Source organism: Haloferax sp. ATB1 (genome assembly GCF_000730175.1).
On record NZ_JPES01000116.1, the window covers coordinates 1 to 17,301 of the forward strand.

Annotated in this window: 18 protein-coding genes and 2 pseudogenes; 11 read left to right on the forward strand and 9 right to left on the reverse strand. The window is 67.9% G+C overall.

Annotated elements, in window-relative coordinates:
* Together ATB1_RS18960 and ATB1_RS18965 are read right to left on the reverse strand one after the other, a co-directional pair.
* Positions 1 to 651, reverse strand: a 651-nt coding sequence (locus ATB1_RS18960; protein WP_042666474.1) for an OB-fold nucleic acid binding domain-containing protein, incomplete at its 3' end; no start/stop codon positions are given.
* Positions 652 to 756: 105 nt separating this feature from the next.
* Positions 757 to 1,611 (reverse strand): fructosamine kinase family protein, encoded by an 855-nt coding sequence (locus tag ATB1_RS18965; RefSeq protein WP_042666476.1) that lies wholly within the window; start codon positions 1,609 to 1,611, stop codon positions 757 to 759.
* 102 nt (positions 1,612 to 1,713) lie between these two features.
* Here ATB1_RS18965 and ATB1_RS18970 point away from each other — a divergent pair, with 102 nt between their 5' ends.
* On the forward strand, positions 1,714 to 2,199 hold the full coding sequence (locus ATB1_RS18970) for a Mov34/MPN/PAD-1 family protein (RefSeq protein ID WP_042666478.1): 486 nt from the start codon (positions 1,714 to 1,716) through the stop codon (positions 2,197 to 2,199).
* A complete protein-coding gene (locus tag ATB1_RS18975; RefSeq protein ID WP_042666480.1) occupies positions 2,196 to 2,624 on the forward strand; it encodes an adenylyltransferase/cytidyltransferase family protein in 429 nt (142 codons plus the stop codon). The genes ATB1_RS18970 and ATB1_RS18975 overlap by 4 nt, the downstream gene beginning before the upstream one ends.
* A 114-nt stretch (positions 2,625 to 2,738) precedes the next feature.
* Here the strand turns inward: ATB1_RS18975 and coxB are convergent, their stop codons facing one another.
* A complete protein-coding gene (gene coxB, locus ATB1_RS18980) occupies positions 2,739 to 3,560 on the reverse strand; it encodes a cytochrome c oxidase subunit II (RefSeq protein WP_042666482.1) in 822 nt (273 codons plus the stop codon).
* Positions 3,561 to 3,722: 162 nt separating this feature from the next.
* Here coxB and cyoE point away from each other — a divergent pair, with 162 nt between their 5' ends.
* The 4 genes from cyoE to ATB1_RS19000 all read left to right on the forward strand — a co-directional run bounded on the left by cyoE (position 3,723) and on the right by ATB1_RS19000 (position 6,526).
* Positions 3,723 to 5,129 carry a heme o synthase gene (gene cyoE / locus ATB1_RS18985; RefSeq protein WP_042666484.1) on the forward strand — a complete coding sequence of 469 codons (1,407 nt, stop codon included), beginning with the start codon at positions 3,723 to 3,725 and terminating at the stop codon, positions 5,127 to 5,129.
* A gap of 24 nt (positions 5,130 to 5,153) precedes the next feature.
* Entirely contained in the window at positions 5,154 to 5,810 is a 657-nt protein-coding gene (locus ATB1_RS18990) for a hypothetical protein (protein ID WP_042666486.1), read from the forward strand.
* A 65-nt stretch (positions 5,811 to 5,875) separates the two neighbouring features.
* On the forward strand, positions 5,876 to 6,109 hold the full coding sequence (locus ATB1_RS18995) for a SelT/SelW/SelH family protein (RefSeq protein ID WP_042666489.1): 234 nt from the start codon (positions 5,876 to 5,878) through the stop codon (positions 6,107 to 6,109).
* 12 nt (positions 6,110 to 6,121) lie between these two features.
* Positions 6,122 to 6,526 (forward strand): metal-dependent hydrolase, encoded by a 405-nt coding sequence (locus ATB1_RS19000; protein ID WP_042666490.1) that lies wholly within the window; start codon positions 6,122 to 6,124, stop codon positions 6,524 to 6,526.
* Positions 6,527 to 6,577: 51 nt separating this feature from the next.
* On the opposite strand, the gene ATB1_RS19005 is transcribed toward ATB1_RS19000, so the two are convergent.
* Both ATB1_RS19005 and ATB1_RS19010 read right to left on the reverse strand, forming a co-directional pair.
* The gene (locus ATB1_RS19005; protein WP_042666492.1) at positions 6,578 to 7,600 is read right to left on the reverse strand and encodes an aldo/keto reductase; all 1,023 of its coding nucleotides are present in this window, start codon (positions 7,598 to 7,600) and stop codon (positions 6,578 to 6,580) included.
* Positions 7,601 to 7,652: 52 nt separating this feature from the next.
* Positions 7,653 to 7,901 (reverse strand): hypothetical protein, encoded by a 249-nt coding sequence (locus ATB1_RS19010; RefSeq protein WP_042666494.1) that lies wholly within the window; start codon positions 7,899 to 7,901, stop codon positions 7,653 to 7,655.
* A gap of 79 nt (positions 7,902 to 7,980) precedes the next feature.
* Here ATB1_RS19010 and ATB1_RS19015 point away from each other — a divergent pair, with 79 nt between their 5' ends.
* Entirely contained in the window at positions 7,981 to 8,979 is a 999-nt protein-coding gene (locus ATB1_RS19015) for a Gfo/Idh/MocA family protein (RefSeq protein WP_042666522.1), read from the forward strand.
* 45 nt (positions 8,980 to 9,024) lie between these two features.
* On the opposite strand, the gene ATB1_RS19020 is transcribed toward ATB1_RS19015, so the two are convergent.
* Positions 9,025 to 10,419, reverse strand: a complete 1,395-nt coding sequence (locus ATB1_RS19020; protein ID WP_042666524.1) for a sorbosone dehydrogenase family protein — start codon at positions 10,417 to 10,419, stop codon at positions 9,025 to 9,027.
* Positions 10,420 to 10,560: 141 nt separating this feature from the next.
* Between ATB1_RS19020 and ATB1_RS19025 the strand changes: the two genes are divergently transcribed.
* From ATB1_RS19025 to ATB1_RS19035, 3 genes are all read left to right on the forward strand, one after another.
* Positions 10,561 to 11,508, forward strand: a complete 948-nt coding sequence (locus ATB1_RS19025; protein ID WP_042666496.1) for an ABC transporter ATP-binding protein — start codon at positions 10,561 to 10,563, stop codon at positions 11,506 to 11,508.
* A complete protein-coding gene (locus ATB1_RS19030) occupies positions 11,505 to 12,260 on the forward strand; it encodes an ABC transporter permease (protein ID WP_042666498.1) in 756 nt (251 codons plus the stop codon). The genes ATB1_RS19025 and ATB1_RS19030 overlap by 4 nt, the downstream gene beginning before the upstream one ends.
* Before the next feature lie 100 nt (positions 12,261 to 12,360).
* Positions 12,361 to 12,645: a hypothetical protein gene (locus tag ATB1_RS19035; RefSeq protein WP_008092543.1), complete on the forward strand. Its 285-nt coding sequence runs from the start codon at positions 12,361 to 12,363 to the stop codon at positions 12,643 to 12,645.
* Between the two features lie 95 nt (positions 12,646 to 12,740).
* Here ATB1_RS19035 and ATB1_RS19040 read toward each other — a convergent pair.
* From ATB1_RS19040 to ATB1_RS19050, 3 genes and pseudogenes are all read right to left on the reverse strand, one after another.
* Positions 12,741 to 13,537, reverse strand: a pseudogene (locus ATB1_RS19040) (ZIP family metal transporter).
* A gap of 237 nt (positions 13,538 to 13,774) precedes the next feature.
* Positions 13,775 to 14,527, reverse strand: coding sequence for a hypothetical protein (locus tag ATB1_RS19045; protein ID WP_042666500.1), 753 nt, complete (start codon positions 14,525 to 14,527; stop codon positions 13,775 to 13,777).
* Positions 14,528 to 14,731: 204 nt separating this feature from the next.
* Positions 14,732 to 14,998 carry a hypothetical protein gene (locus ATB1_RS19050; protein WP_042666501.1) on the reverse strand — a complete coding sequence of 89 codons (267 nt, stop codon included), beginning with the start codon at positions 14,996 to 14,998 and terminating at the stop codon, positions 14,732 to 14,734.
* A gap of 207 nt (positions 14,999 to 15,205) precedes the next feature.
* On the opposite strand from ATB1_RS19050, the pseudogene ATB1_RS19055 reads away from it, so the two are divergent.
* Positions 15,206 to 17,298 (forward strand): annotated as a pseudogene (locus ATB1_RS19055) (acetate--CoA ligase family protein).
* Positions 17,299 to 17,301 lie beyond the last annotated feature (3 nt).

A 17,301-nucleotide genomic window follows, 5' to 3' on the forward strand; every position in this document is an offset into this window, starting at 1 on the left:
GCGCTCGTCGAGCGCGGCGTCGATGCGCTGGCGGGCGTCGGCCGCGGTCTCGTCGTCGAGGACGGTGAGGCCGTCGACTTCGAGCTGACGGGTTCCCTCGTGGTCTTCGACGGTGCCGGCCATGCGGACCACGTCGTCGAGGTCGACTTCGGGGAACGCGCGGACGCCGGCCTCTTCGAAGGCGGCGGCGGCGACGATGCCCGAGTCGTCGGCGATGCGGAAGACGGTCGGGCCGCCGGTCTGCTTGATCTGCGTGACGACGCCCTCGACCGTGACCGAGTCGCCGACTGTGAGGTTGGAGATAGGCGTGATGGTCGGTTCGTGGTCGACGGTCAGCGTGCGGTAGTCGTCGGGCGTTTCCTCGGCGAACGCGATGTCACCGTTCTCTCGGACGGAGTCGAGGCGGACGACCAGTCGGTCGCCGACCTCGTAGTCGGTCGAGAGGTTGGACTCGTGGATGAGACCGGAGACGGAGTCGGAGACGTCGACGAAGATGCCGTACTCCACGACGCCGTTGACGACGGCGTGGTAGTACGCGTCGGTCTCGACGTCGTCGGCGGTACAGTTCGGTGCGAGATCGTAGACGATAGGTCGTGCGTCCGAATTCGGACCCGAGTCGTCGCCGGAATCCCCGGCGTGCTCGTCGCTCATGGTCCCGCTAGGTCAGGGGGTAGTGTTAAGCTTTACAAAAGCGTCTCGCGTGCGCGGCCGGTTCTCACAGACTCGATTCGCCCCGAAAACTGCGGTGACCGGGCGTCAGTACCCGAGTTCGTCAAGCGCATCTTCGACCGACGGGACGTAGTCTCCGCCGAAGACGCGGACGTGTTCGAGGAGGGGAAACAGCGCGTAAACGGGCGAGCGAACCTCGAAGAAGCCGTCGGCGATGGGTCGCAACTCGTCGTAGGCGTCGAAGAAATCGTCGCCGGCGGCGTCGAACCAGTCGATGTAAGCGAGTTCGACCTCCGGGTGGCCGTAGTAACACGCCGGGTCGAGAAAGGCGACGACGCGTTCGTCGCGAATGCGGAGGTTCGCGCCCCACACGTCGCCGTGGACGAGCCGCGGGGCCGCCGGTTCGACGAGGAGGGCGTCGAGGTCGGCCGCGACCGACTCGATTCGCTCGGCGGTCGCGTCCGGGAGTCCCGAATCGAGCGCCGCCTCGGCCCACGGCAGGAGGCGCTGGTCGCGGAAGAACTCGACCCACGAGTCGGTCCACGGGTTCGGCTGGCGGTACGGGCCGGAGAGGGTGTCGTAGGGGAACCCGAACGCCGGTGCGGTCGTCTCGTGGAGCGCGGCGAGGTGGGTGGCGAGGTCGCGCTCGGCGGCGAGGGTCAACTCGGACGTGCCCTCGACGTAGTCGAGGACGAGCAGGTCAGGGTCGGCGTGGTGGACCACGGGGACCGGAAGCCCGGCCGCGCCGAGCGAGTCGAGCATCGCGGCCTCCACGTCGAGCGGCGTGTCGCCCACCTTCGCGACGACGGGGTCGCGCCCGTCGAAGTCGAGACGGTAGACGCGCCCGACGTGCCCGCCGTCGAGTTCGGTCGTCGCGATCGGCGGTGCGTCCGCGGAGAGCGCGTTCGTCGCGCGGGCGACGAAGTCGGAATCGAGCGTCACACCCGAGTTCGGGCGACCGCCGACCTCAGTATGGCGGTTCCGTTCCGGCGACCGACTCGGCGTTCCGGAACCCTTAGATGGAGCGCCCGCGGACGGTTCGGTATGCGACTCTTCCGGTCGCGGGAGGTCGTCGGCATCGCCGCCGACGCCCTCGACTTCGCGCTCGAAGCCTCTGCGGAGACGCATCCGAACGAGTACATGGGCCTCCTCCGCGGCGAGGAGGCCCGCCGGGTCGGCGTCGACCGCGACGGCTACGTCGTGACGGACGTGCTCATCATCCCGGGGACCGTGTCGGACCCCGTCAGCGCGACCGTCAGGAACGACCTCGTGCCGAACGACTTCCGCGCCGTCGGGTCGGTTCACTCGCACCCCAACGGCGTCCTCCGCCCGAGCGACGCCGACCTCGACACCTTCGGAAGCGGCCGGGTCCACATCATCATCGGCAAGCCCTACGGCCCCGACGACTGGGAGGCGTTCGACCAGTCGGGCGAGGTCCGCGACCTCGACGTGCTCGACGTCGACCTCCCCGACCCCGAATCGTTCTTCGACTTCACGCAGGACGACATCGACGCGGAGTTGGACCGATGAGGAGGGTCATCGCGCAGGGAACCTTCGACATCCTCCACCCGGGCCACGTCCACTACCTCTCGGACGCCGCGTCGCTCGGCGACGAACTCCACGTCATCATCGCCCGTGGCGAGAACGTGACGCACAAGCCGAAGCCGATTCTCGACGACCGCCAGCGCCGCGACATGGTCGCCGCGCTCGACGTGGTCGACGAGGCGCATCTCGGCCACCCGGAGGACATCTTCGTCCCCATCGAGAACATCGACCCCGACGTCATCGTCCTCGGCTACGACCAACACCACGACGAGGAGGGAATCAAAGCCGCTCTCGACGCCCGCGGCATCGACTGCGAGGTCACGCGCGCGACGCCGCGAGAGCAACGTCACGACGACGAACTGCTCTCGACGGGTCGCATCATCGACCGCATCGTCGAGCGGCGCTGCTGAGCGCTCGCCCCGGAAGACAACTCGGACTGCCGACTGGTTTGATTTTCCGACGGCCGACCGCGACGAGCGCGAGCGTCGTCACTCGGCGGCGAGCGTCGAAAGAGAAGGGATGCGTTACTGCGTGGAATTCGTCGCGGTGGAATTCGTCGCGGTGGAATTCGTCGCAGTGGAATTCGTCGCGGTAGAATTCGTCGCGGTCGAGTTCGAGGACGAAGACGACGACTCGCTGTTGGCCGACTGCTGTTCGTCGAGCCAGTTCTGGTACTCTTCCTGCGAGACGACTTCGACGGTGAAGTACATCTGGGAGTGAGCGACGCCGCAGTACTCAGTACAGTAGCCCTGGTAGGTGCCTTCCTCGTAGGCGACGGTCTTGATGGTGTTCGTCGAACCCGGCATCGCGTCCTGCTTGAGCGCGAGTTCGGGGACGTGGAATCCATGTATCACGTCCGCTGAGGTGACCTGGAAGTAGACGGGGCGGTCCGCGGGGATGACGATCTCGTTGCCCGACGAGAAGTTACCTTCCTCGGGGTAGTACATGTTCCAGCCCCACTGGTAGGCCTCCGCCGTGACGACGACCGGGTCGTCGTCCATGGCGATATCGTTGCCCTGGTGCGTGACGTTCTCGTCGGCCAGCACGCCGTAGGAGGCGACGCCGACGAAAAGCAGGATAATCGCTGTCGCGATGGTCCACGTGATTTCGAGCCGGCGGTTCTCCTTGGTCGGCAGTGCGCGCTCGCTGTTGCGGAACTTGATGACCGTGTAGAGGAGGATGACCTCCACCAGCACGGTAATCGGGATAGCGACGTACAGCAGCTTCCCGTTGAGCTGATTGATAAGTTCCGACGTGGCGGACGCCTGCGCGGCGGCGGGGGTGGCAACGAGCGCCATCACGACCGTCGCGAGCAGGGACGCGAGCGCGAAACGCGTCTTTCTCATGCTGAGCGAGACTTAGGAACAACCGCATAAATGCGTACCGACTCTCGGCCCGCCGTTTATCAACCCGCCCCCGCCATATCGCGGGGAGCGGCACCCGAACGCGAGGCCGAAAAGCGCGGGTCCTAAATACGGGACGGCCCAACAGGCCCGTAGGTGAATTTCGTGGCCACGAATCGCGATTCGAACACGTTCCACGGCCTGCTCGCCGCGACCGCGATGGGCGTCTATCTCCTGCTCCTCGTCGGCGCGACGACCGCGCTCACGGACGCGACCGCCGCGTGTAGCGCCTGGCCCGCGTGCGGAGACGGCTTTTCGCTCCCCGCGACGCTCGACGGCTGGGTCGCTCTCGGCCACCGCGTTGCGGCCGTCCTCGTCGGTCTCCTCACGCTCGCCACGCTCGTCTCGGCGTGGCGTACCGACACGTCTCGCCGGGTGAGAGCGACCGTCACCGCGTCGGCGGCGCTCTATCCCGCACAGGCCGGTCTCGGCGCGGTCGTCGCCACCGTCGGCGTCGGAGCCGTGCTGTCGACGCTCCACTTGGTCCTCGGAATGGTCATCTTCGGCGGCCTCGTCGTCGCGCTCGCGTGGACGCTCGAAGCGGCCACCGGCGACCCCGACGACGCGCCGGTCGGCACCCCGTCGATGAGCCCCCCGGCCGACGACGGCGAACGACCGCCCGTCCCGACCGAGCCGGTCGCCCGCGCGAAAGCGACGGTCAACGCGTACTTCCGGCTGATGAAGCCGCGGCTGATGTGGCTCCTCTGTCTCGTCGCGTCGGCGGCGATGGCGCTCGCCGGCACCGTCTCGCCCGGCCTCACGCCCGAGGTCATCGCGGCGACTCTCGGCGGCGGCGTCCTCTCTATCGGCGCGTCCGGCACGTTCAACCACGTCCTCGAACGCGACGTGGACCGCCGGATGCAGCGGACGAGCGACCGGCCGCTCGCGGTCGACCTCGTCCCCGTCCGCAACGCCGTCGCGTTCGGCCTGCTCCTGACGGTCGCGTCGGTTGCGCTGTTCGCGTCCGTCAACTGGCTGGCCGCCGTCCTCGGCGTCGTCGCCATCGCCTTCTACAGCGTGGTCTACACGCTCATCCTGAAACCCAACACGGTCCAGAACACCGTCATCGGCGGCGCGGCCGGCGCGCTGCCGGCGCTCATCGGCTGGGTCGCCGTCACCGGCGACGTCGGCCTCGGCGGTATCGTCCTCGCCGTGGTCATCTTCATGTGGACGCCCGCGCACTTCTACAACCTCGCGTTGGCCTACAAGGACGACTACGCCCGCGGCGGCTTCCCGATGATGCCCGTCGTCCGCGGCGAGACCGAGACGCGAAAGCACATCCTCTGGTGGCTCGGCGCGACGCTCGTCTCGGCGGCCGGTCTCGCGGTCATGGACGCCCTCGGTGTCGTCTACCTCGTGACGAGCATCCTCTTCGGCGGCGCGTTCCTCTACTTCGTCGTGCGCCTGCACTACGAGCGCGACGACACCGCCGCGTTCCGGGCGTTCCACGCGTCGAACGCCTACCTCGGCATGCTGCTCCTCGCCATCGTCGTCGACACCCTCGCGCTCTGAGCCCCGACCGCTCCCCACCAACACATGGCAACCGCATCCGAACTCCCTCGACCCTCGCGGGCCAGTCTGCTCCGCGCCGCCTTCGCCGTGAACACGACGCTGATTCTGGCGTTCGTCTACCTGCTTTTCACCGAGGCGAGCGTCGGCGCGCCGCGCTACGCGCTGTACGGCGTCGCGTGGGTCATCGTCGGCCTCTGGGTCATGTTCGACACCGACGTTGCGCCCGCCTCGCCCGCGACGAAGCGAAAGGCGGCCGCGGTCGCAGTCGGCTACTTCGCGCTCTTGGCGGTCGCCGGCGGCCTCGTCACCTCGCCCGTTCCGGGCGGCACTAACGGCCTTCGCGTCGCCTTCCTCCCGCCCGGATGGGGGCCGGCGCTCGTCTACGGCGGCGACCTGTTCAACCTCGTTCTCATGCCGGCGCGCGTGGTCGGCTACGCGGCGCTCGCGTTCCTCGTCTACGACACGGTCGTCGAGGCGGCGGGCGCGGCCGTCTCCGGCGTCGTCGGCCTGTTCTCCTGTGTCTCGTGTTCGTGGCCCATCCTCGCGTCGGTCGCCACGAGCGTCTTCGGCGGCGGGACGGCCATCGCGGCGACCGTGACGACGCTCTCGTACGACCTCTCGACGCTGGTCTTCCTCGTCACCGTGGTCCTGCTCCGGTGGCGGCCCGGCTTCGGGAAGTAGCGTCCCGATATCGGTCTCGGTCACTCGCCCCCTCGCTTTTACGCGCTCGGCGTGAACGTCCGGACATGACCGAGGTCGAAATCGAATACTGCGTCCCCTGCGGCTTCCTCGACCGAGCGGAGCAACTGCAGCACGCGCTGCTCGAACAGTTCGGCGACCGACTCGACCGCGTGGCGCTCGTCACGGGCGACCACGGCGTCCTCACCGTCACCGTCGACGGCGAGCGCGTCTGGGACAAGTCGGAAGACGAGTTCGACCCGGACCTCGTGCTCCGGCGGGTCCGCCCGCACGTCGACTGACCGAGGCGAGCCGTGAAGTCACTCGAACACGCCGTCGTCGGCGCGGTCGCTGGGACAGTCGCCGCGCTCGCGCTAGAGCCACCGGGGAGTCTGCCGCTTCTCGTCGCCGGCGCGGTCCTCGTGAGCGTCTTCGTCGACCTCGACCACTTCGTCATCGCCCGCGTCCAGCGCGGCGACTGGGCGAACCTGCGGCTCGCGGTGACGAATCCGCGGGTCGGCCTCCTCGACCAAGAGCGAGTGTTCGAGGAGTTCGACACCGAGTTCGACCGCAAGCGACTCCTGAGCCACCACCTCGTCGGCGGCGTCGCGGTCGGCGCGCTCGCGCTCTCGGGACTCGGGTCGCTCGCGGCGTTCCTCGCGGTCGTGCTCTACGTCCACGTCGTCTGCGACTTCCTGCGAGACCTCGGCATCGCGTGAAAAAGGCCGGAATCGTCCGGGTCGGCGGTTGCGCGCGTTTCTGACGGCCGTTCAGTGGCCCCAGCGCTTGCCGTCTTCGTCGTACCGGGCGTTCGTGATGCGCTCCCACTGGTCGGTCGAGATGTCCACGTCGGCCGCGCCGACGTTCTCGTCGAGTTGGTCGGTCGTCCGCGCGCCGACGATGGGGACGACGGTCGCCTCGGGGTAGTCCATCAGCCAGCGGAGCGCGACCTGCGCGGGGCTGGCGTCGACCTCGTCGGCGACGGCGCGAATCTCGTCGAGCACCTTCCAGCCGCGCTCGGAGACGTAGAACCGGTCGAACCGCTCGTCGAACGACCCGCGCGCGCCGTCGGGCGCGACGTACTCGGTCGGGTCGTCGGAGTCGGCGCGCTCGTATTTCCCCGTGAGGAAGCCGCCCGCGAGCGGCGAGTACGGACAAATCGCGATGTCTTGGTCGCCGCACACGTCGAGGTAGTCTTTCACGTCCTCGTAGTAGCCGGCGTGGAACAGCGGTTGGGTCACGTCGAAGCGGGCGTAGTCGTTGACGTCGGACTTCCACAGCGCCTTCGTGAGCTGCCAGGAGGCCATCGTGGACGCGCCGAGGTAGTTGACTTTCCCCTCCTCGACGAGGCCGTTGAGCGCCCGGAGCGTCTCCTCGATGGGCGTCTCCTCGTCCCAGCGGTGGATGTAGTAGAGGTCGAGGTAGTCGGTGTCGAGGCGGTCGAGCGTCCCCTCGATTTGGTTGCGGATGTGGGTCCGCGAGAGGCCGCGCCCGTTGGGGTTGTCCTCGTCGAACGGGAAGTACACCTTCGAGGCGAGCACGTAGTCCTCGCGGTCGCGCTCGGCCAGCCAGTTGCCGATGTACTCCTCGGAGGTCCCGTTCGGATTCCCGTAGACGTTGGCGGTGTCGATGAAGTTCCCGCCGCGCTCCTCGAACGCGTCGAGGAGTTCGTGCGCTTCCTCCTCGTCGGTCTCCAGAACGCCGCTGCTCTTTCGACCGAATCGCCACGTGCCGAAGCACAGTTCCGAGACGCGGGTGCCGGTCGACCCGAGTCGTCGATAGTCGAGGCTCATGGTCGATCTCACGACGGCCGGCGACTAAAGGGTGCGAGTAGCGGCGAGAGGTTCAGCTTTGTCCGTCGGCGTCGGGGGGTTCGGCGCGGGTCGTATCCCGCTCGGCTTCGGTACGGTTCGCGTCCGCTTCGAACAGTTCGCGCGTGACCGGCGCGCCGCCGAGCGCGAGCGCGAGGAGGAGAACCCCGAACCCGATGGTGAGGAATCCCTGCGACGGGTTCTCGGCGAGGGCCGCGACGTGGAAAGCCATACCGACCAACGCGAGCACGACGGCGAACCGCTGGAGGACTGCGTCGTCCATGGCCGGACCACACGAGCCACCCGGGAATCCCTTGCGACTCGCCCGCACGCTTTTGCGGCTTCCGCGCGACTGGTACGGCATGTTCAGAGTCGCAGGTATCGGACTCGGAAGCCTCGGCGTGCTGGAGTGCCGCCTCCTCAACGAACTGGAGGGCGTGCGCGTCGTCGCCGGCGTCGACCCCGCAGACGAGGTTCGCGAGAAGTTCGGCGACGAGTTCGACGTGCCGACCTACGAGACGACCGAGGAACTGCTGGACGCCGAGTTCCTCGACGCGGTGACCATCGCCTCGCCGCACACGAAGCACTTCGACCAGGCGCTCGCGGCGCTCGACGCCGACCTCCACGTCCACCTCGAAAAGCCGATGGTGACGGACCTCGGTGGCGCGCGGGCGCTCATCGACCGCGCCGAGGAGCGCGGGCTCACCCTCGCGGTCGGCTACCAGCGCCACTTCGACCCGCGGTTCCACGAACTGCGGCGCGTCATCGACAGCGGTCGCATCGGCGACCCGCACATGGTGGTCTGCCACCTCGAACAGGAGTGGATTCGCTGGACGAAAGACGAGTGGCGCGGCGACCCGTCGCTTTCGGGCGGCGGCCAACTGTACGACTCGGGGTCGCACCTCCTCGACGCGATGCTCTGGGTGACGCGCTCGACGCCGGTGACCGTCGCCGCGGCAGTCGACCACCGCGGCCACGACGTGGACGTGAACTCGGCGCTCGCGGTCGTCCTCGACCGCGACGGCGACCACCTCACCGCGAGCGTCGGCGTCTCCGGCGACGGACAGAGCGTCCCGGACCCCGGCGAGTCGCTCCGGGTCATCGGCACCGAGGGGATGGTCGCCTTCGACGGCGAGACCATCGAAGTGACGGAGGGTGGGACGACCTACACGGCCACGCCGTCGACCCCCGACTTCGAGGACCTAACCCGGAAGAAGCTCCGGAACTTCGTGGACGCCGCCCGCGACGAGGCCGACCTCGCCATCCCGGCCGACGACGCCCTCCGAGTGACCGCGCTGACCGAGGCGGCCTACGAGTCGGCGACGACGGGCAGGCGGGTCAACGTCGACGGCGACGCCTGACGCTCTTGCCCAGGCCCCGAGTTCGGGCGAGTCACGGTGCGACCCTCAGACGCCGGTCAGCCGGTTCAGCGCACCCGACGACCCGGTGACAATCGGCCGGTCGCTGGTGCAGACGTACAGTTCGCCGTCGGGGGCGCGGCCGAACGCGAGGACGTTCGCCCCGCCGTCGTCGCGGTCCGTCACGGGAATCTCCGCGATGTCCCACGGGCGCGACTCGCTCGGGCGGGCGGCGAACAGTCTCCCCTCTGACTGCCAGTCGGCGAAGACGTACGCGCCCGAGAGCGCCGGAATCGACTCGCCGCGGTAGACGTGGCCGCCGATGACGGCCACGCCAGACGGTCCGTCCCCGCTGTGGGGGTACTCCAGTACCGGGTCGATGAGCGGCGCGCCGTCGGGCGTCTCGGTCGGGCAGTCGTCGGCGCGGAAGCAGTGTGCGCCCTCGCGGACGTTCCAGCCGTAGTTGCCGCCGCGCTCCAAGAGGTTCACCTCCTCCCACGCGCCCTGTCCCACGTCGGCGACGTAGCAGTCCTCGCCGTCGAACGAGAGCCGCCACGGGTTTCTGAGCCCCCACGCGTACTGCTCGTCGAGGCCGTCGGTGCCGACGAGCGGGTTGTCCTCGGGAATCCCGTAGGGCCGGTCGTCGTCGCCGGAGACGCCGCCGGTCGAATCCACGTCGATTCGGAGGACGCTCCCGAGGAGGTTCTCGGTTACGTCCTGCCCGTTGCCACCCGGGACGGCGTTGTACCAGTCGTCGACGTGACCGCGCCCCTCGTCGTTCGCGCCGCCGCCGTCGCCCGTGGCGACGTAGAGATAGCCGTCCGGGCCGAACGCGACGGCTCCGGCGTTGTGGTTCGACTGAGGTTGGGGAAGTTCGAGCAGCGTCCGCTCGGAGTCGGCCGAGACGGTCGTCGCCTCGGGGTCGACCGTCAGTTCGCTCAGGACGAACGTGTGGCTGTAGTTCGAGGGCGTCCCGGAGCGTCGCGGGGCGCTGTACCGGAGGTAGAGCCGTCCGTTGTCGGCGAACTCGGGGTGGAAGGCGACGCCGAGGAAGCCGCGTTCGTCGTAGCCGTTGAGGTCGACGACGCGGTCGGTGATGTCGAGATAGGGCTCGCTCTGTAGTCCCGAGTCGTCGTGGAGCCAGATTCGACCGGGCTGGTCCACGACGAACCGCCGGCTCCCGTCGAACGCCTCGGGAATGGCTACGTCGACAGGCGAGGCGAACCCGGTCGCCAGCGTCTCGTAGGCGACTTCGAGGTCCGAGAGGGAGCCGTCGCCCCCGGTGTCCGTGGTCGCGGTCGAGTCATCGGTCTCGTCGGATGTCGCGTCGCTGTCAGTCGTTCCGCCAGCGCCGTCGTCGGTCGGCGCGCTCGCACAGCCCGCGAGGCCGCCGAGGAGGGCCGCGCCGGTCGCGGCGAGAAAGTCGCGTCGGGAACCGTTCATGTCAACCAAGTGCGGCGCAAGCGGAGTAAGGCTTGCTACGGTTGAGCGGGCTATGCGTTCTCGCGCTCCCGCCCGCTCCGCGACTCGAACCGAGCGGCGATTCCGAATCCCTTACCACCCGATAGTGACGACGGGTACGACATGGACGAGGTACTCGCCGCCGACGGCCTCAGGAAGTCCTACGGCGACGTGGAGGCGCTCTCGGGGGTCTCCCTGTCGGTCGCCGAGGGGGAGGTCTTCGGCCTCATCGGTCCGAACGGCGCGGGGAAGACGACGCTGGTTCGCGCCCTCACGGGCACGACCGCGGTGGACTCGGGGTCGGCGGCCATCCTCGGGCGCGACCCGACCGAGGTGGACCGCCAGCGCCTCGGCGTCCTCCCGCAGGAGTTCCGGCCCGCGGGTCGGCTCTCCGCCCGCGAACTCGTGGCCTACTACGCGGGGCTCTACGACGACGCCCGCGACCCCGACGCGGTGCTCGACGAGGTCGGCCTCGCCGACGCCGCCGACACGTGGTACGAGAACCTCTCGGGCGGCCAACAGCGCCGCGCCTGTATCGCGCTGACGCTCGTCAACGACCCCGACGTACTGTTCTTGGACGAGCCGACCACCGGCATCGACCCGGCGGGCCGCCGGTCGCTGTGGGGGCTCGTCGAGGACCTCGCCGCCGGCGGGACGACGGTGTTTCTCACCAGTCACTCCATGGAGGAGATAGAGCGCCTCGCCGACCGCGTGGGCCTGCTCAACGCGGGCGAACTCGTCACGGTCGGCCGGCCGGACGACCTCGTCGCCGAGTACGGCGGCGAGAGCCGACTCGTCGTCCGAACCGACGATGACGCCGACGCGGCCCTCGAATCGGTGTCGCTCCCGGCCGCGCTCGACGCGACGGTGTCGGGAGACGGCATCACCGTCCACGGCGTCGGCCCGCGCGACATCGGCGACGTGGTCGCCGCCTTCGACGACGCGGGCGTCGTCTACGAGTCGCTCGTCTGGAAACAGCCCGGTCTCGAAGAGGTCTACCTCTCTCTGACCGGCGAGCAGTTCGAGGCGGCCCGGCCCGCCGCGGCCGCCGTGGTCGGAGGTGACAGATGAGTCTCGCCGCCCGCGTCCGCTCGGAGTTCGTCGCCTCGTGGCACGCGTTCCTCCGGCGGCGGACGGCGGTCTTCTTCACCTTCTTCTTCCCCGCCATCATCGTCGTCATCTTCGGGGCGCTCGTGCAGACCCAGCCGACCGGCGGCGGCCTGTTCGCCGAGCCGAAGGAGTACTACATCGCCGGCTATCTCGCGGTCGTCGTGCTGTTCACGCCGCTGTCGCGCGTCGGGAGCACCATCGCCCGCCACCGCGAGGGAAGCCGCTTCGAGAAGCTGGCGACGACGCCGCTGTCGCGCGCCGAGTGGCTCCTCGCGCACTCGCTCGTCAACGTCGTCGTCATCGGCCTCGCGGCGCTGTTGCTCCTCGCGCTGTCGGCGCTCGTGACGGGTGCGTCGATTCCACTGCGTCCCGCGACGCTCGCCATCGTCCCCTTCGTCGCACTTGGCGTGACGCTCTTTTGCGGCCTCGGGGCGGTCATCGGGAGCGTCGCCGACTCGCAGGACGGCGTCATCGCCGCGAGCAACGCCATCGCGCTTCCCCTGTTGTTCCTCTCCGAGACGTTCGTGACGCCCGACCTGCTCCCGGCGTGGTTCGTCCCGGCGTTGAATCTCTCGCCGCTCACGTACTTCGCCCGCGGCGTCCGGGCGCTCACCTACGGCGGCGGCGACTGGGTCACCAACCTCGCGGTGCTCGCGGCCCTCGCGGTCGCCTTCTTCGCGGCGGGGACGATGGCGATTCCGCGGACAGACTGAGAGCGCACACGCCGCCCACCTGCGGTGTTCGAGTGAGTTGTCGCCCCTCGACGCGCCCGCAAACTCAAGCCTTAACCCGCGGCCGACCCCACGTGGTGGCATGGTCGAAACTGAGACGTACACCATCGAGGGACCGGACGGAGACACCGAAGCGCTCGAACTCCCCGCGGGCCTCGTCGACATCTTCTCGGAGCAGGGCGAAGACCCGACCGACGTCGTCGCCGACGTGGTCGTGCAGGCGTTCGCACAGCAGGCACACGTCGTCGCTCACCACAGCGAAGGCGGCGCGCCGGCCGACATCGCCGAAATCAACGAGAAGATGGAAGAGCTGTTCGAGGACCGCTTCGGCGTCCCGCTCTCGGACGCGCTCGGCCACTCGCACTAAGCCGCGTTCGCGGCTCGCAGTTCGCTGTTTTCTCTGCCGTTCCGAGACGAAGGCGAGAGCCGCGCGTCTGAGCCGTCGTGGCGGGTCCGCCGCGCTCAGATGAACGCCAGCGGGACCATGATAGCGAAGCCGGCGACGAGCCCCGCGAGCAGTTCGACCCGGCCGCCGCGCGGGAGGCGCTCACCGAGTTCGAGCGCCTCGGGGATGAACTCCGTGAGCACGAGAAACACCATCGCGCCCGCCGCGAAGCCGAAGCCGAACGGGAGGAACTCCCGGGCGATGCGGACGAAGTAGAAGGCGATGACCGCGCCGATGGGCTGGGGCAGACTGGAGAAGATGGCCCACCAGACGAGCTTCCAGTTCGAGACCTCCATCGACCGGAGCGGGATGGAGATTGCCAGCCCTCGGGGACGTTGTGAATCGAGATGGCGATAGTCATGAACACCGCGAGCAGCGGGACGACGAAGCCGAACAGCTGGAAGCCGCCGTCGAGGCCGAGGTCGGCGAAGGAGACGCCGACGGCGACGCCCTCGGGGAAGCTGTGGACGGTGAGGATGCCGAGAATCAAAAGCAGTTTGCGGAAGTCGGCCTCCTCGTACTGCTTCGGGTCGACGTCCGCGCCCTCGATGACGTAGTGGGCGACGAGGACGAGCGCGACGCCCGCGAGCATCCCGATACCGAGTTGCAGCGGCGTCCCGTTGGCGAGCCCCTCGAAGACGAGTCCGAACAGCGACGCCGACACCATGATGCCCGAGGCGATACCCCACAGCGCCACGTTCCAGCGGTCGCTCACGTCCGAGACGAAGAAGAACGGAATCGCGCCGAGACCCGTCGCGATGGCCGTGACGAGCCCGGCGAGAAAGACGAACGTGAGAGCGGCAAACTGGTCCATACCGAGGGTAGTCACTCGGTGCCGATAAGTATTATCATATCCCAGATAATTTTGGCAAGCCTAAAGTATTGTGTGGGAGATAGAGGCGGCCTACCAGTTTAGACGGGCCGAAAAGTCGAACTGAACCGTATACCATGTATTCTGATAATTCTCCACGTGAAAGCGGTCACTCGCCGAGGATAGTCGGTGAAGAAAGGGACCCGGTTTCGCGGTGTGCGCACCCGGAACGGAGCGGTCTCAGTCGTCGGCCGCCGACGCGCCCTCGGGTGAGTCGCCGTCGCCGCCCATCGGGGAGACGGGGGTGGCCGCGACGGAGCGGGCCGACCCCATCCAGCGCTCGACGTTGGCCGAGACGTAGTCGCGCGCGCCGAAGGCGACCGCGCCGCCGACGCCGATGGCGAGGGCCGCGGCGATACCCCACGCGAACGCCTGCGCGATGGTGAACAGGATGGCCACGTCGATGCCCATCGTGCTCAGGCCGATGACGACGGCGGTGAAGTAGAGGAACATCCGGGTGCCGACCGCGAAGATGCTCGTGTACGGCGTCTCGGTCGCCGCGCGGGTCCGCGTGATGGCGTCACCGATGAAGTCGGCTACGACGAACCCGAGGACGATGACGAGTAGCCCGGCCACGAACGACGGCGCGTACGACGCCGCGGTCGAGACCCATTCGGAGAACAGGTCGACCGCGAGCACGTCGGCGGCCGCGAGGACCGCGATGGCGTAGACGAACCACTTGCCGAGCGTCCCGAACGCGCTCGAGACCGCCTTTTCGGTTCCGCCGAGAATCTTCCCGACCGGCGTCGCCAACACCGCCTTATCGACTTCGACGCGGTCGGCGACCCGCGTGATGAGTCGGGCGGCGATACTGCCGATGAACCAGCCGACGATGAGGATTAAGAGCGCGCCCACGAGCCGCGGGACGAACGCGAGCACGGCGTTAGTCAACTCTGCGATGGACTCGGTCAACGTGACTTGTAACGGGTACATTGTTCCGGGTGAAACATCGCGCGCCCGATAGTTAGTTAAGAATAGTAGAACCGTGAATAAAATTATCTCGTAATCGGAACCCTCCGATTTCTCCGATACTCGGTGAAAACGGACGATGCGCCGACCGACGGGGCGGTGGTCCGGCGGTCGGTCCGACCGTCCGATGGGCGAGACGGTCTCCGGTTCGGTCGCGTCCGCCGCGGTTTAATCCCAGCTTGATTCGTCACCGCGGTCGGTGGAACCGGCTCGCTCGTCGGCGAGACGGCCGAGCTGTGTCGCGATTTCCTCCATGGCGACGACGAGTCGGGCGGCGTACCAGAGGACGACGATGATGACGAGGAGAAACACCCACGCGAGAATCTGCTGGGCGATGAGGAGCGCGTAGGCGAGCGTCAGTACGAGGAACGCCGCGACGGCGATTTTCGCGCCCGCGGTCCGGTGGAGGGGAGTGTCGTCTGATGATGGCGACATAACCCGTCGTTTTCGGGGGATGACATTATGTGTTTGGCCGCTATGGGTTGGCGGCGACATGCTCCACCTGACGAGCACAACCGGCCCAATTCTGTGGTATAAATCACAAACCATCTCGATTAATTGCGCTACTGTAGCGTGCCACCAAAGGCCGTGAGACCGCCCACACCACCGAGTTTATCAGTCAATGACGGGAATCAACAGCCAATGGGAGAGCTATCCGAATTGTTCGCGCCGAACCGAATCGCGGTGGTCGGTGCGACCGAGCGCGAAGGAGCAATCGGGCGGGCAATCATGGACAACCTCATCGACGAGTTCGACGGTGAGGTCGTTCCGGTCAACCCCAAGTACGACGAACTGTTCGGCCTGCAGTGCTACGGCGACGTCGGCGAGACGGACGCCGACCTCGCGGTCATCGTCGTTCCGCCGAAGGTCGTCCTCCCGGCGATGAAGTCCGCCGGGGAAGCGGGTATCCAGAACGTGGTGGTCATCACCGCCGGCTTCGGCGAGACGGGCAGCGAAGGTGCCGCCCGCGAGCAGGAACTCCGCGACATCGCCGAGGAGTACGACCTCAACGTCGTCGGCCCGAACAGTCTGGGCATCATGAACACGGACGTCGGCATGAACGCGACGTTCGGCCCCGACATGGCCCTCGACGGCAACATGTCGTTTATGAGCCAGTCGGGCGCGTTCATCACGGCCGTCATCGACTGGGCCAACGACGAGGACATCGGCTTCAAGGACATCGTCTCGTTGGGTAACAAGGCCGTCCTCGACGAGGCCGACTTCATCGAGACGTGGAACGACGACCCCGACACCGAGGTCATCATCGGCTACCTCGAAGGCATCTCGGCGGGCCGCGAGTTCATCGACTCCGCCCGCGAGGTGACGAAGGACACGCCCATCGTCCTCGTCAAGTCCGGCAAGACCGACGCCGGCGCGCAGGCCGCCTCCTCGCACACCGGCACCATCGCCGGCTCCGACGCCGCCTACGAGGCCGGCCTCGAACAGGCGGGCGTCATCCGCGCGGACTCCGTCCAGCACCTGTTCGACACCGCCCGCGTGCTGGGCGACCAGCCGGTCCCCGAGAACAAGGACGTGGCCGTCATCACGAACGCCGGCGGCCCCGGCGTCATGACGACCGACGCCATCGGCGAGTCGGAGCTGAAGATGGCGGACTTCACCGACGAGACGCTCGAAACCTTCTCCGAGTCGCTGCCCGCCGAGGGGAACATCTACAACCCGGTCGACATCGTCGGCGACGCCGACAACGCCCGGTTCAAGGAGGCCCTCGACGTGGCGCTCGCCGACGACAACGTCGGCATGGCGCTCGTCCTGACCTGTCCGACGGCCGTCCTCGACTACAACCAGCTCGCCGCCGACACCGTCGAGCTGCAGGGGAAACACGACAAGCCCATCGCCGCCTGTTTCATGGGCGGCGAGCGCGTCGACGCCGCGTCCGACGTGATGAAAGACGCCGGCATCCCGAACTACTTCGACCCCTCGCGCGCCGTCGACGGCCTCGAAGCGCTCTCGAAGTACGCCGACATCCGCCAGCGCGAGTACGACGCGCCCACCGAGTTCGACGTGGACCGCGAGCGCGCCCGCGAAATCCTCGAAACCGTCGAGGACCGCGACGAGACCCGACTCGGCGTCGAGGCGATGGAACTGCTCGACGCCTACGGCATCGAGACGCCGACCGGCGACATCGTCGACGACCCCGCCGACGCGCTCGAAGTCGCAGAGCGCATCGACGGCGACGTGGTGATGAAAATCGTCAGCCCGGACATCCTCCACAAGTCCGACATCGGCGGCGTCAAGGTCGGCGTCGCAAACGAGGACGTCTACGACGCCTACGAGGACCTCGTCACCCGCGCGAAGAACTACCAGCCGACGCCAACATCCTCGGCGTGCAGGTCCAGGAGATGGTGAACCTCGACGACGGCGTCGAGACCATCGTCGGCATGAACCGCGACCCGCAGTTCGGCCCGCTCATGATGTTCGGCCTCGGCGGCATTTTCGTGGAAATCCTCGAAGACACGACGTTCCGCGTCGCGCCCGTCTCCGAGACGGAGGCCGAGGACATGACGAAGGAGATCGACGCCGCGCCGATGCTCCGCGGTGCCCGCGGTAACGACCCGGTCGACATCGGCGGCATCACGGAGACCATCCAGCGGCTCTCCCAGCTCGTCACCGACTTCCCGGCCATCCTCGAACTCGACATCAACCCGCTCGTCGCCCTGCCGGACGGCGTGAAGGCCGTCGACGTTCGACTCACCGTCGACCCGGACGAACTTTAAACA

Bases quoted from the DNA above. Each gene is read 5' to 3' on its own strand.
- ATB1_RS18970 (WP_042666478.1), top strand. From the start codon at position 1,714: ATGCGACTCTTCCGGTCGCGGGAGGTCGTCGGCATCGCCGCCGACGCC.
- ATB1_RS18975 (WP_042666480.1), top strand. From the start codon at position 2,196: ATGAGGAGGGTCATCGCGCAGGGAACCTTCGACATCCTCCACCCGGGC.
- coxB (WP_042666482.1), bottom strand. From the start codon at position 3,560: ATGAGAAAGACGCGTTTCGCGCTCGCGTCCCTGCTCGCGACGGTCGTG.
- ATB1_RS18990 (WP_042666486.1), top strand. From the start codon at position 5,154: ATGGCAACCGCATCCGAACTCCCTCGACCCTCGCGGGCCAGTCTGCTC.
- ATB1_RS18995 (WP_042666489.1), top strand. From the start codon at position 5,876: ATGACCGAGGTCGAAATCGAATACTGCGTCCCCTGCGGCTTCCTCGAC.
- ATB1_RS19005 (WP_042666492.1), bottom strand. From the start codon at position 7,600: ATGAGCCTCGACTATCGACGACTCGGGTCGACCGGCACCCGCGTCTCG.
- ATB1_RS19010 (WP_042666494.1), bottom strand. From the start codon at position 7,901: ATGGACGACGCAGTCCTCCAGCGGTTCGCCGTCGTGCTCGCGTTGGTC.
- ATB1_RS19015 (WP_042666522.1), top strand. From the start codon at position 7,981: ATGTTCAGAGTCGCAGGTATCGGACTCGGAAGCCTCGGCGTGCTGGAG.
- ATB1_RS19020 (WP_042666524.1), bottom strand. From the start codon at position 10,419: ATGAACGGTTCCCGACGCGACTTTCTCGCCGCGACCGGCGCGGCCCTC.
- ATB1_RS19025 (WP_042666496.1), top strand. From the start codon at position 10,561: ATGGACGAGGTACTCGCCGCCGACGGCCTCAGGAAGTCCTACGGCGAC.
- ATB1_RS19030 (WP_042666498.1), top strand. From the start codon at position 11,505: ATGAGTCTCGCCGCCCGCGTCCGCTCGGAGTTCGTCGCCTCGTGGCAC.
- ATB1_RS19035 (WP_008092543.1), top strand. From the start codon at position 12,361: ATGGTCGAAACTGAGACGTACACCATCGAGGGACCGGACGGAGACACC.
- ATB1_RS19045 (WP_042666500.1), bottom strand. From the start codon at position 14,527: ATGTACCCGTTACAAGTCACGTTGACCGAGTCCATCGCAGAGTTGACT.
- ATB1_RS19050 (WP_042666501.1), bottom strand. From the start codon at position 14,998: ATGTCGCCATCATCAGACGACACTCCCCTCCACCGGACCGCGGGCGCG.